The 12,113-nt window shown below is 56.1% G+C and carries 10 protein-coding genes; 2 read left to right on the forward strand and 8 right to left on the reverse strand.

Annotated elements, in window-relative coordinates:
- Window positions 1-123: 123 nt before the first annotated feature.
- Genes ACVW0R_RS10555 through ACVW0R_RS10565 form a run of 3 tightly spaced genes read right to left on the reverse strand, consistent with a single transcriptional unit; the run spans window position 124 to window position 4,384 of the window.
- Window positions 124-2,679 carry a UPF0182 family membrane protein gene (locus ACVW0R_RS10555; protein ID WP_011430639.1) on the reverse strand — a complete coding sequence of 852 codons (2,556 nt, stop codon included), beginning with the start codon at window positions 2,677-2,679 and terminating at the stop codon, window positions 124-126.
- 4 nt (window positions 2,680-2,683) lie between these two features.
- Complete coding sequence (locus ACVW0R_RS10560) at window positions 2,684-4,054, reverse strand: TIGR03279 family radical SAM protein (RefSeq protein ID WP_011430638.1); 1,371 nt, start codon at window positions 4,052-4,054, stop codon at window positions 2,684-2,686.
- A gap of 42 nt (window positions 4,055-4,096) precedes the next feature.
- Complete coding sequence (locus ACVW0R_RS10565; RefSeq protein WP_011430637.1) at window positions 4,097-4,384, reverse strand: DUF2103 domain-containing protein; 288 nt, start codon at window positions 4,382-4,384, stop codon at window positions 4,097-4,099.
- A gap of 251 nt (window positions 4,385-4,635) precedes the next feature.
- On the opposite strand from ACVW0R_RS10565, the gene ACVW0R_RS10570 reads away from it, so the two are divergent.
- Window positions 4,636-5,781: a hypothetical protein gene (locus ACVW0R_RS10570; protein ID WP_457502031.1), complete on the forward strand. Its 1,146-nt coding sequence runs from the start codon at window positions 4,636-4,638 to the stop codon at window positions 5,779-5,781.
- A gap of 9 nt (window positions 5,782-5,790) precedes the next feature.
- On the opposite strand, the gene ACVW0R_RS10575 is transcribed toward ACVW0R_RS10570, so the two are convergent.
- The 4 genes from ACVW0R_RS10575 to upp form a co-directional block, all read right to left on the reverse strand.
- A complete protein-coding gene (locus tag ACVW0R_RS10575) occupies window positions 5,791-6,744 on the reverse strand; it encodes a J domain-containing protein (RefSeq protein ID WP_457502032.1) in 954 nt (317 codons plus the stop codon).
- Window positions 6,745-6,938: 194 nt separating this feature from the next.
- Window positions 6,939-7,640, reverse strand: a complete 702-nt coding sequence (locus tag ACVW0R_RS10580; RefSeq protein ID WP_228375243.1) for a tetratricopeptide repeat protein — start codon at window positions 7,638-7,640, stop codon at window positions 6,939-6,941.
- Window positions 7,633-8,541, reverse strand: coding sequence for an HAD hydrolase family protein (locus ACVW0R_RS10585; protein ID WP_099813378.1), 909 nt, complete (start codon window positions 8,539-8,541; stop codon window positions 7,633-7,635). The genes ACVW0R_RS10580 and ACVW0R_RS10585 overlap by 8 nt, the downstream gene beginning before the upstream one ends.
- Window positions 8,542-8,847: 306 nt before the next feature.
- A complete protein-coding gene (gene upp, locus ACVW0R_RS10590) occupies window positions 8,848-9,531 on the reverse strand; it encodes a uracil phosphoribosyltransferase (RefSeq protein WP_049749761.1) in 684 nt (227 codons plus the stop codon).
- Window positions 9,532-9,860: 329 nt separating this feature from the next.
- On the opposite strand from upp, the gene ACVW0R_RS10595 reads away from it, so the two are divergent.
- The gene (locus ACVW0R_RS10595; RefSeq protein WP_099887431.1) at window positions 9,861-10,748 is read left to right on the forward strand and encodes a hypothetical protein; all 888 of its coding nucleotides are present in this window, start codon (window positions 9,861-9,863) and stop codon (window positions 10,746-10,748) included.
- Window positions 10,749-10,778: 30 nt separating this feature from the next.
- On the opposite strand, the gene ACVW0R_RS10600 is transcribed toward ACVW0R_RS10595, so the two are convergent.
- Window positions 10,779-12,086 carry a hypothetical protein gene (locus ACVW0R_RS10600; protein ID WP_414508837.1) on the reverse strand — a complete coding sequence of 436 codons (1,308 nt, stop codon included), beginning with the start codon at window positions 12,084-12,086 and terminating at the stop codon, window positions 10,779-10,781.
- Window positions 12,087-12,113: the final 27 nt, after the last annotated feature.

Raw genomic sequence — 12,113 nt, forward strand, 5'->3', positions numbered from 1 at the left:
GTTGGATAACAGTGGTCATGATGGCAAACTTCCCTGAGGAAGCGCGAAGATTGACAACCTAACCTTAAATCATCCGTTAAGTTCTGTCAACTACCCTTAGAAATCTGAGAAGGGATCCCGGCCTCAGCGGTTGGAGCGGCGGCTGCCGGTGGGGGAGAAGAGGGCTTCCAGAGCCTGGCTGAGGGTGGGCTCCATCACCACCCGGTCTTCGTAGGCAGCAATGACCCGGGTGAGCTGGGGCAGGCGGCCCTGTTCTGCCTCCAGGTAGAGGGGCTGGATGTAGAGAAGCGAGGTCTCGATGGGGATGACCAGCAGGGTGCCCAGGTTCACCCGCGACCCGTGTTCGTTCCAGAGGGCGATTTGCTCGGAAATGGCCGGATCCTGGTTGACCCGCGCCTCTACTTGCTCTGGGCCGTAGATGAGGCGCTGCTTGGAAAACTCGTACACCAGCAGCTTGCCGTAGTTTTCCCCATCGCAGCGGGCCGCCATCCAGGCCACCATGTTTTGTTTGTTGAGGGGGGTGAAGGGAGAAAGCAAGACAAACTCGGGCTGGTTTGGGGATCCCTTTTGGGGATCCTCTGGCAAGGTGAGGATGAGGTACTGGGGCTGCATGGGCAGGCGCCGCCGCTTGCGGAACTGGTTGGGGATCTGCCACTGGTCTTCCCGGTTGTAGAAAACACGGGGATCCGTCATGTGGTAAGTGGCAAATTGCTGCACCTGCACCCGGAAGAGATCTTGGGGGTAGCGGATGTGCTGCCGCAGCGGCTCCGGCATGGCCTCTAGCGGCTTGAACAGGGTGGGGTAGATGCGGGCGTAGGCTTGGATGAGGGGATCCCGAGGGTCGGCAATGTACCAGTCGATGCTGCCGTTGTAGGCGTCCAGCACCGCCTTGACAGAGTTGCGGATGTAGTTGAAGGGGAAGCCGGGCAGATGCTCCGAGTAGGGGTAGCGGCTGCTGGTGGTGTAGGCATCGAAAAACCAGTAGAGCCTGCCCCCTTGAATTACCAGGTAGGGATCCTGGTCGTAGAGCAAAAAGGGCATCACCTGGCGCACCCGTTCCCGGATTTGGCGGCGATAGAGGAAGCGGGTGCTGGGGGAGAGCTCGCGGCTGAGAAGGATGCGCAGATCCCGGAAGTGCCAGGCGTAGAGAAGCCGTTGCCAGAGGTGGGGGATGGGCACGCCGCCCGTGCCGCGGTAGCTGCTGTAGACATAGCGATCGGCAGCGGGATAGTCCAGCTCACGCGCCTCGGCCCCCACGAACACGTCGGTGGTGGTCAGCTCGCTGTAGTAGAGGGCCGGCTGCTCCACCCGCAGCACCTGCGCCACCTCTGGATAGCGGGGGGAAACCCGCGGTGGGATATCCGATAGGAAAAAGTCCGGCAGCCCCTCAGCAGTAACCACGTTGACTGGGCTGAGGGTGAGGCCATAGCCGTGGGTGTAGAAAAAGCGCCGGTTAACCCAAGTTTGGGCAGCCGGTGGTACCTGGGCAAAGTCCAGCTCGCGCGCTGCATGCATCACTTGGCGCAGCTCTCCCCCGATGCGGTAGCGATCCACATCCACATAGGGAAATTGGTAGTAAGGGCGGATCTCCTGCAGTTGGCGATAGGTGGCCAAGAGGGGTTCTGTATCCCAAAGACGCACGTTGCGCAGGGTGGATTGATTTTGCTGCAGGATCTCCCAGGTCAGGGATCCCTCTTCTGGGAAGGGCTTGACCTCCACCTCGGCCAGGCCAAAGCCGGCGCGAGTAAAACGGATGTTGTGCTCGATGTAGGGGCGCTCCAGCTCCAGCTCGTTGGGCGTGACCAAAAGGGTTTGCAGCAGTTGCGGGTAAAGCCGGGTGGTCAGCAGCCCAAACCCCAGGTAGGCCCCCCAGAGCAGGGCCGGCGCCAGCAGGGAACTGGCCCAGGCAGGGCACCAAGACTTGAACAAGGGAAGGTTGAATCGGATCCCCTGGCGGGCCAAAGCCCAGAAGCCAACTGCTGTCAGGAAAGCCACCCCGCTCATCAACGTGGTAGCTGGCAAAGTGGCGTGCACATCGGCAAAGCCGGCGCCAAAGACGACGCCGCGGGTGGAATAGAGCAGCTCGTAGCGCTCCAGCCAATGGCCCCAGGCACGAAGCAAAAACAGAGCTCCCCCCAAGATCAGCAGGTGCCGTTGGGCAAATAAAGACAGAGCCAGCGTCAGCCGCTGCTCCGATAGCCCCAGCTCCACTAGGTAAATAAGCGCCACCGTGATCAAAGTGAGCAGCACTAGGTTGAAGCACCACTGCTGCAGCGTCTCCCAGAAGGGCAGGCCGAAAAGAAAAAAGCCCAGGTCGCGACCGAAGATTGGATCGGACTCGCCGACAGGGACTTGGTGCAACCAGAGCAGCAGCGCGAACCAGTGCTGAGAAAGAGACCAGGCCAAGCCGCCGCTCAACCCCAGGGCAATGGCCCAGGCCCCGGCTGTGCTTGCCCCCCGCCAGCAGGCGCGGATGTTGGATCCCACCACCGCCAGGGCAAAGGCAAAGGCGCCCAGGCCCAGCCCCCAGCGAGCCAGCACCCGCGTCCAGAGCACCGGCAGGGCATTCAGCTCGGCAAACCAGGCCAGATCGACATAGAAAGAGGCCAAAGCTGTGATGGCCAGGATCCCCAGCCCCGCCCAAAGCAAGAGAACCAACCCTCGCTGTAGCCGCTGCATAGCCTCACAGCGTCCCGCTCGAGGTCGCCCTTGATCCTAGCCGCTGCACCGCCTGCAGCAAGCCCGCCGGGCCCCCATCCACCCGCATCACCGGGATCCCCACTTGGGCCTGCAACTCTTGCCAGGTGAGATCGTCCAAAAAGCGCTCCCCATCCTTGAGGGCGATCTGGGGCAAAAGCAGGCCGTCGTAACTTGCCAAGTTTTCAACCGATTTCAAAGCGCCCAGAATGTCTTGCCCCGTCAACAGTCCGGTTACCGTCAGGGTTTGTCCCCAGAATTGGCTGGCAATGGGCAGAAGATGCAACTGCAACCTGGGGATGCTGTTCATCCGCTCCACCACCGGCTGGAAGGCTCGCTCCACTGCGTTGCCCACCACCCAGAGAACTTTGAGAGGAGAAGGGATCCCAGTCGGCAGCCGCACCTGCTCAAACTCGCTCAAGAACAGGCGCAGGGATCCCACTCCATTCCCCAGTTGGGGGTAATCTTCATAGTGCTCTGCCGGCGGCAATTCTCGATTTGCCAGCAAGTACCACTCGTCGGCCAGCCAGGCAAAGGTGGACCCCAATTCTTGCCGAAACTGCGCCTGCAGCGCTTCTACCTGCGCAATCACCTCCGCCGCCTTGGCGGCATCCACCGGGATCAGCTCGTCATTGGGGGGGCGGAAGCGGGTCAGCCCCACCGGTACCACCGCCACCGAGAGGACGGTTGGGATCCCTTCGACAGGTTGGCGAAAAGCGGCCAGATCCAAGAGCGTGCGGGTGAGGTGCTCTCCATCGTTCCAGCCCGGGCAGACCACCACCTGGGCATGCACTTGCAGGCGGTGTTGGCGAAACCAGGCCAACTGCTCCAGGATCAGACCGGCGCGCGGGTTTTTGAGCAGGCGGCTGCGCAGCTCCGGCTCCGTGGCATGAACCGAGACATAGAGGGGGGAAAGGCGCAGGCGGGCGATGCGATCCCATTCGGCAGCGGTCAAGTTGGTAAGGGTGAGGTAGCTGCCGTAGAGAAAGCTGAGGCGGTAGTCGTCGTCTTTAAGGTGCAGCGTTGCCCGCATTTCAGGGGGCTGTTGGTCGATGAAGCAAAAGGGGCAGGCGTTGGTGCATTGGATGAGGCCATCGAACAAAGCCGTCTCAAACTCCAGCCCCAGATCTTCATCGATGTCTTTTTCCAGCTCGACGATGCGCCGGATCCCTTGGCTGTCCAGGATCTCCAGGCAGAGATATTCATCGGCACACAAGAAGCGATAGTCAATGAGATCGCGGGGCTTCTCGCCGTTGATGCTCACCAGGGCCTCCCCTGGCCGAATGCCCACCTTTGCCGCCAGGGATCCGGGCACCACAGCGCTAATGCGGGCGGGCTTGAGGCTAGCACGGGACATGGCGCGCCCAAAGCAGGACTGCGTTGCCAAGAAAACCCCAATCTACTCCAAGCAGCGGCGAATCGCTGCTTCCAGCTCCAACTGGCTGAGGTCGGTAACCACGAAGACCTCTTGCACGCTGCTGCCCTTGCGGGCCACCAACTTGTAGCCCCCTCGAATGGGCACGGAAACCCGCAACTGCAACTGCGGGATCCGCCCGCGACTGCAAGACAGAGCACCTGGCGTTACGGTTTTAATGCCAGGTTGTCGAGTCAGGCGCTCCAGAACAGGAATCAGCCCGGAAATGTGGGTGGAGTGGTTCCAAACCAGACGACCGGCAGGCTCAGACATGGCGGCAACGCAACAGCGAGGAGGGCTAGATCTCTATGCTAGGCTCTTGCCCCTGTAACTGAGAATAAACCTTGGCGAACTCTCCAAGTACAAGTATTTTCAGAAGGTTTTCTCTGTGCTAGTTTGACGGCAGCAAACGCAGGGAGCTCCTGACTCATGGTTGCCGAGCAAGTCATCCTCGAGATCCCCGAAGCCATCCTGAAAGGCCTGCAGAATGGAACCTACGAGGCGTAGGCGGCGTGGTGCGAGAAGTGGCCTCTAAGCGGGTGGTGGCCTGGCTGAGAGAAACTGGAGGCTTGACACTCGCAGATAGCATTAGCAATTGCATCCCGGCAGTGGACATAGTCAACGGGATTATTGCCAACATTCAGTTGAGGCAGATCAACCTAAGACTAATTCACACTAGAGGTAAACTAAACACTGTCTTAGGCTTAACCAAATTCAATGCTGCTATTGGTCTAACTAACTTGGGTTTGTCTGCCGTAGACTTTGCAGTCGTTACCTCTAAACTCAATCAAATCGATTCTCGAATCCAAAGTCTTCAAGCATCCGTAGAAAGTCTTCGAGAATCCATAGATAGATCGCTTCTTGCCAAAGCTAAGTCTGCTATCGACGTTGCAGAAATAGCTTTGAAGATGTCTTCTTCGACCAACAGGAAGCGATTGGTAACCGAGGTCATTCAGCCTCTGCTTGAGGCTGAGCACTATTATCTAGCTGCGTGGGATTCCAATTGGAACAAGAACGACGGCATTTTGGCTTGCGAGTACATCTTAATCCTATCTTTAGTCTATGTTACAGAGATTGAATGCTACCTAGAGATGGAGGAACATGAGATAGCTCTGAAACGCCTGGCGGAGGCAGAGGAGATTCTAAGACCTGGTATTAGAAAGTATGTCGAGCTTTTGTTGACCACGAAACCTTCAGTATATCTTCACAAGGCTTACCAAGAAGGAGTTAGCCTATCAAGCGTCGTGGAGATTCTCAAGTATGTAAAGGGTGAATCGGATGTGGATAAGCTGTTTGACAAATATATACGACCAGATATTTTCAGCGCACAAAGCATTGAATCCTATTTTGATAGTATGCCGACAAGATCTAAGAATGCTATCCTTGCCCTCATTGCCCCACGTTTGATTGATCCAAGCTGGTGGACAGTCTTGGATCGCATAGTTTGGGATCCTCCTCGGAGAGAAGCTATCATCAGTCGAGCAAATCAGGTTATAGCGGCTGCCCAGTCCATGATCGAATTGGACAGGAGACTGGAAGGCTACAGATACGAAATCACTGAAATGACTCGGCTTGGCCTCAGCTACCAAGAGTGGCAAAGTCTGGTTTTGCCGCCAAAAAACTCGTCTGAGGATCCAGACCCCAAAGTTTTACTGCTCCTGCCGGCTTAGGAAGCAGAATCAATGGGGGTAGAATCCGCCGCCCAAACCAAACAAGACGGCTAATATGCCAATACCGACAGCGATCCCAGCTGCTAGTTTCAGATCCTCCTTTAGCTTTTCAGCGTCGGCTCTTTCCTTTATCGCTGTCAACAGGAAGAGTTGATCCTCTCCGCTAAGCCCGCTTATAAACTCAGGGGATAAAGACTCAAGGGGGAGACTCTTAAAGTAGTCGATCCTGCTCCTGCAGTAAAGCGTCAGTTGAGAGAGCTCTGAGCTTTTTTCTTTCTCGCGCAGTTCTATTTCTGACTTTGCCCTTTCTTGGAGACTTTTGGCTTTTTCCACTTGCTCTTTACTATACCCAGATTCAAAAAATGCCGACCAAGCGGATACCAAAGCAATGAGTACGAGTATAGCACCAATCCATCCCCAGCCTCCTAAGAAAGCCAACAAGCCCAAAAACAAAAAGACAAAGCAGCTCTGTATGTTTTCGTCTCTAGTAAGGAAGGTATAGTCAACTCTGGCATCCTCTTCCTTAATGCCGATTAAAATAAGGTTTCTCTTTAGCTCTGACTTCACTTGCTCTATTTTCTGGTTATAGTTGGTTTCAATCCTTCGCCTCCGCAGCTCTATCTCCTCGGCAGCTTTCTGTATCTTGTCAGGGTCAAACGGCCAAGTGCTGCCGTCTTGTGTGCTGTAGCTTGGTTTGGCTTTTAGACCTAGATCACGTTCGTTTCCTTTCGTTTGGAAAAGCCTCTGGGAATCGTAGGCTTTCCGCTTTACGGGATCACTCAGCACTGAATAGGCTTCTTGAAGGGACTTAAATTTTTCTTCGATGTACCGTCGGGCCTTTTCCGGTGTACCGGGAGGAAGCCGATCGGGATGATACTCTTTGGCAAGCCGCCTGTAGCTCTCTTTGATTTCTTCAGAGGTCGCGTCGGGTTTTACCTCCAGCTCGCTATAGAAATCTTTCATGAAGGGATCCCGCCTCTGCTGCCTTGCTAGCAGGATTCTACTGCTGCTCCTGCAAGCTTGAAAAGTGCTGTTTAATACCAGCCTTTTTTTATGCCCTAAGTGTCAAGCGCGCTGGGGAAAGCTCCACTCCCAGTAGCTCTCGGGGGGGGGTTAGCTCTCCTTCCTAAGCTGTAGCTGTCTGGGCCCGGTTTGGACTAGTCCAACTCCCGCCGACGTAGCCGTTGCAAGGCCGAGAGAGGCTTCTCCTCTTCTGGCTGCTTTTTCGAGGCGGCTGCCCGTGGAGTGGTTGTCTTGTCCCTTTCGGGCTCGAGCGCAGGCTTGGCTGCTTCTGGCTCAGCGGCTGGAGGGCGAGGCGGGTTGCTGGCCTGCTGGTTGGGCAAGGGCACCGACTCCAGGGGGGCCAGCAGGGACTGGATGTGGCTGTAGGTTTCGGGATTGCTGCGGGCAGCATGGGCCAAGAGGGTAAGCTGCTCCTTGGCCGCTACCAGGTTCCCTAACTTAAGATCCACCAGAGCCAATTGGTAGCGTGCCTTAAAGCTAGTGGGATCCACTTCTACGGCACGTTGGAAGGCAGCTCGCGCCTCTGGGAGGTTGCCCTGGCGGGCGTAGATCAGGCCAAGGTTAAAAGGCACGTCGGGATCCCGCTCGCTGGGGAGAACTTTGGTTTTGTCTTCCAGCTCAAGGGCGGCCCGGTAGGCGTTGATGGCTAGGGTGTGAAAGCCCATCTGCAGGTAGCGGGCTGCATCTTCCTTGAGTTGGGCCACTGTCGGCTCCCCGGTGAGCAGATTCATAGGCGGCTGGGCAGAGGCAGGCAGTCCTAGCGCCAAACTCAGCAGGCATCCCACCACACGCAGGCCCAAGGGAGCAGTCCGTCCACCGGTTTGTTGCTTATTCATCCCCATGATCGGTTTCCTCCAGCCACCTCAACACCACTTCGTTCCACCCCTCAGGACCGGGGAGCCGGGCCAGTTGCCACTGGGTCTGAACCTCTGGCCCGCCGAGGCGAACGGCCTCCTTCCAGAGGCTATCCGCAATTGGGCTGGGAAGCACTACTTTCCGCTCCACCCACCGCAAAAAAGCCAAATCTGGGGGGGAGCAGCCGATGCCCAAGGCCCTGACAGGGCCCAAATGCCGCTGGTAGCAATCCAGGAGCAGCCGCACCGCCTGTTCTCCCGGTAGGGAACTGGGCTCTGAGGTTAAGGTTGTCCGCCTCCAGCCGGTCAAATACCACCGCGAGGGGTCGGAGAAGTGGAGCTGGTGCAGCCGTAACAAGTGCTGGGTGAGGGTGGCCTCTTGTTGGGCAAGGGCTTCTCGCAGCCTTGCTGGATCCCCGGAATAGCTGAAAATCTCGCTATATTCCCGCTTTTGCACCCGTTCTGCTTCCTCCAAAGGGATCCCAGTGGCGGCAGCTAGCTCCGAGGCTGTCCAATCCCCGAACCCGATGAGATCCAAGTGGTAATCTTGGCGCACCTGTTGCAAAATGTGGCGCAAGCAGGGGTAGGGCAATCCCAGGGCACACACGTAGTAGGGAGGGCGGTGTTGCCAGCGCTCGTCCAAAATGCCTGCGGGAAAGTAATGTTCGGGAACGTAAATAGCGGAGCCGTCCTCGCAGATGAAGGGATGCTCCAGGCGCAGTTGTCGACACAGATGTTCCAGTTGGGCGCGGGTACGCAGGCTGTAGAGCACTAAGGGAATGGAGCGGCGCTCCAAAGCCGCCAAAGCTTGTCGGGCAGCGCCATAGCTGTTGGACTGGGGATCTAAGAGGCTGCCATCCAAACTGCTGAGGACAAGTCGCATAAGCCCAGGAAAGGAAAAGGCGCTGGCAGCAGTCAATTAGCCAGATCAAACGGCCTCTAGCCCGAGGAGCGCAAGCCGGATCCCTGAGGCGGGCTTGGGGCTCAAGCGGCCAGCATTCCCATCATCCAACAGCCTTGACAGAAGTGAAGAGGTTTAATTCAACGTGCCCTTCTTGGCCACCTTCTGGAGGAGTGAAGCACCCAGAGCGGCATTGGGGCAATTGATGCCAAATGTTACACTCTGCTGCCGTGCCCAGCCGATACTAGCGGCAGAGCAAGCCTCTTGACTCGCGATTCCTTTGAGGGATCAGGTGCCGAAAGCGCGATCCCCAGCATCCCCCAGCCCGGGCAGGATAAACCCCCGGTCATTTAGCCGCTCGTCGATCATGGCGCAGAAAATTTGCACCATCGGGTAATGGGATCCCAGCCGCTGCAGCCCCGGCGGAGCAGCCAAGACGCTCACAATTCTCACTAAGCTGGGATCCGCTCCCCGTTTTTTCAGCTCGTCCAAGATCCAGAGCAAGGTGCCGCCAGTAGCCAACATCGGCTCAGGGATGAGAATGCGCATCTGCTCCGGGATCCGCTCCGGCAGGCGATTGAGGTAACAACTCACCTGCAGCGTCTTTTCGTCCCGCACCAGCCCCACATGAAAAATCCGTGCCTGGGGCAAGAGGGACTGACAGCCTTCCAGCAGGGCCAGCCCAGCCCGCAAAATAGGCACGATGGCCAGCGGCGTGTTGGGGGCGATAACTTCTGCTGCAGCAGGTTCCAGAGGAGTTTGCACCTGCACCGCCTGAGTTGGGATCCAATCCCGCATCGCCTCGTAGGTCAGCCAGCGGCCCAGCTCCGATAGAGCACTGCGAAACAAGGGCGTGGGGGTTTCCACGTCGCGAGCCACAGCTAACCAGTGCTTAATGAGCGGGTGAGAGGGGACATAGACTCGAAGCTGCTGACTTGCCACAGAAGGATGCCTCAATCTGGGCGGTAGCATAGCGGGTTGCTTTGGCAGAAAGCAAGCACTTCCCTCGAGGTAATGGGTACCCCTTCAGAATTGGTTGACCTGCCCCCTGCCTTAAAGGGTAGGGATTCCTAGTTTTGGGTTCTACGAGCGCACTTAGCTAGCCAGTGGCTAGTCCCTAATTCACCATGCCGGCAGTGAGGCATCTCTCCCCAAGCGTAGGCGCTCCGCGCTGCTGAAGCGAACGCCCGATTGGTTCAGGATGCGTTGCCATGCTTTGCCGTTACAGCACAGGGCAAAGCTGGAGCTGGGTCTGCGGATCCGGTAGATCTGGATCACGAGATTTTTTCTGAGGATCGCCCATGTCTGCCGTCCGGTTTCAGCCGTTGCGGGTGGCCTTCACCTGTGCGGATCCCAGCCAAGCGCAAATGCCTGTTGCCGAGTTGCTGGCGGCTCTGCCGGCCTCGCCGCTTCTAGCCTACACCGACCCAGAAGCAGCGGACTTGCGGGTAGAGATGCTGCCAGATGCCATCTACCACTTCTACCGACGGGAGGAAGAGGTGGCGCTGGCAGCCTTTCGGATCCCGGTAAAAAAGCCACAGGCTCTGCCCCGCAAGCTGGTGCGGCTGCTGGAACATGTGGCCGCCTTCGACAACCTCCTCAACCTGCAACCTGCCAGCGATGCTCTGAGCAGTGTTCTGGAAGTAGAGTTTCTGCAACTGGAAACGCCGGCCAGTGGCTCTAGCCCTGCTGAAGTTAGCCCTTTGCCGCGGGATCCCCAAGGCCAGGTGCAAATTCAAGCAGGCCGCAACCTCGCCATCGCCCTGCGCAACAGGGCCCTTACGCCGGTGCACGTCTATGTAACAGTCTTTGACGAACGGCAGTGCAGCGTCGGTTTAGTCTATCCCTACCAGCCGGACTCTCCTGCCCGCCTGCGCCCCAGCGAAAGCGTATTAGTTGGCTCTGGCCCTCGCTATCTGCTCCAGATGCAACTGCCCGAAGACACAGAAACGGCGGTGGATCGCTTCAAAATCTGGGTCACCAGTACCGGCATGCAGCCGGGCATTATGGCAATGCCCCCTCTAGGACAAAGGCTGGAGCCCCCCTCTGACGATCCCTATGGCTCCGGATCCCGTCTGGATAGAGAAGTCAGGCTGGCCATTCTGGGCAAAGCAGGCAGCACTCCCATGCCGGCTTTTGCCGAGGATCCCTGGTGGTGTATGGAGCAAGCCGTCAAGATTGTGGCCTGAGCCGATGCTCTTGGGGACTTTTTCAGACTTTCAGAGATGGCTTTTCAGGATCCCATCAAAGGTAGACTCAACCTCATCGACGCCAATCACTGACAGGTGATAGAGGGAAGATAGACTACTTCTTGTATCTTGACTAACATCAGTTAAAACTATGAAAGCTTGGCTTCCCTGAAGACCGAGTTCATGAGCGATTCCGGAGTATTTTTGTATTTTATCTTGGTACCCACCTGTCTTCGATTCCACCCAGTAGAATTTATCATTGATATGGAAGAAAAGATCCATCTCAAAATCGGCTCCATCCGATAAAGTAACTTGGGCATTCGCGACGTAAGAGAAACTGATCTTTTTGGTGTGAGCCTCAACAAGGCGGATCAGCGTGCCCCTAACATATCTTTCCAGCCAGTTCCCTGCCAGAAAATTCAGCGCCTGACGCGACCTACTGGGTCTCGCTACCAAAAGGCATCTGGGCGCCTTAGAGTATCTGTACTCTTCCAAAAATGCGATGTCGTGTAACTCCTTAGCAACTTGGCAAGTTGAACTGACTACTTGTGGAGGTTCGTCTCTAAGGTTTAGGTAGAAAGAACTGCCGCTCTTCATGTTTGATTTAACCATTCCATAAAATCTCTTGATAAAAGAGTATCGGCTGCCCATAAAGGCGGCTATTTGATCTAGCTTTTCCTCTTTTTCTTCCGCAGCTATGCTTTTTATCTTTATGTTTTTTGAGTTTAAGAACGACTCTATCTTTGATATATCAACGATAGCTGTCCCATCCTTGTCTCTTAGTACTTCGTCTGGTGTCTCAGGATCTGGTGCTTTACCAATGACCTGAGTAACCTGCTCATTCTGGGAGTCCTGATTTGCAGTTGGGCATATCTCGGATCCATGAGAACTTTGAATAGTAACCCGTAGTTGCCGATAAATATCTTTGGCCTCTTCCACTAGATTTTCCAGAATGGCTAGCTGATTGTTCAGTTGCTGGCCATGTTCGGCCAACTTTACAGATATAGCTTGTAGAAAGTCTCTGCCCCAGTCCTGTAGCAAGCTTTGCTGGCTGTCAGCAAGGCGAAATTTAAACTCTTCAAGGGTAGCTTGGACGGCCTGTAACTTTTCCTGTAACTTTTGAGAAATCTTGTCTACCAATCCTTCGCTCAACTTGATGAGTGCTTTGTCCGGGTTGTTGAGTTCTTGGCTGCGTTGGCTTAGCTGCGAAGATATATCTCTGATAATCTCTCGTTTCCAGATTTCCAGTTTAGGACTGGCCCCATACTGGCGAGCAACGTAAATGCCTACCGAGAAACCAACAGCTGCCCCAATCAATAAAACCAAAACTAAGTCCATCAGATACTCCTGTCCTCTGCTGCTGTT

It is taken from the genome of Thermostichus sp. MS-CIW-15 (assembly GCF_054060575.1).

What these genes read in the sequence shown, in the direction of transcription:
- ACVW0R_RS10555 (WP_011430639.1), bottom strand. Translation starts at nt 2,679, where the DNA reads ATGCAGCGGCTACAGCGAGGGTTGGTTCTCTTGCTTTGGGCGGGGCTG.
- ACVW0R_RS10560 (WP_011430638.1), bottom strand. Translation starts at nt 4,054, where the DNA reads ATGTCCCGTGCTAGCCTCAAGCCCGCCCGCATTAGCGCTGTGGTGCCC.
- ACVW0R_RS10565 (WP_011430637.1), bottom strand. Translation starts at nt 4,384, where the DNA reads ATGTCTGAGCCTGCCGGTCGTCTGGTTTGGAACCACTCCACCCACATT.
- ACVW0R_RS10575 (WP_457502032.1), bottom strand. Translation starts at nt 6,744, where the DNA reads ATGAAAGATTTCTATAGCGAGCTGGAGGTAAAACCCGACGCGACCTCT.
- ACVW0R_RS10580 (WP_228375243.1), bottom strand. Translation starts at nt 7,640, where the DNA reads ATGAATAAGCAACAAACCGGTGGACGGACTGCTCCCTTGGGCCTGCGT.
- ACVW0R_RS10585 (WP_099813378.1), bottom strand. Translation starts at nt 8,541, where the DNA reads ATGCGACTTGTCCTCAGCAGTTTGGATGGCAGCCTCTTAGATCCCCAG.
- upp (WP_049749761.1), bottom strand. Translation starts at nt 9,531, where the DNA reads ATGCTACCGCCCAGATTGAGGCATCCTTCTGTGGCAAGTCAGCAGCTT.
- ACVW0R_RS10595 (WP_099887431.1), top strand. Translation starts at nt 9,861, where the DNA reads ATGTCTGCCGTCCGGTTTCAGCCGTTGCGGGTGGCCTTCACCTGTGCG.
- ACVW0R_RS10600 (WP_414508837.1), bottom strand. Translation starts at nt 12,086, where the DNA reads ATGGACTTAGTTTTGGTTTTATTGATTGGGGCAGCTGTTGGTTTCTCG.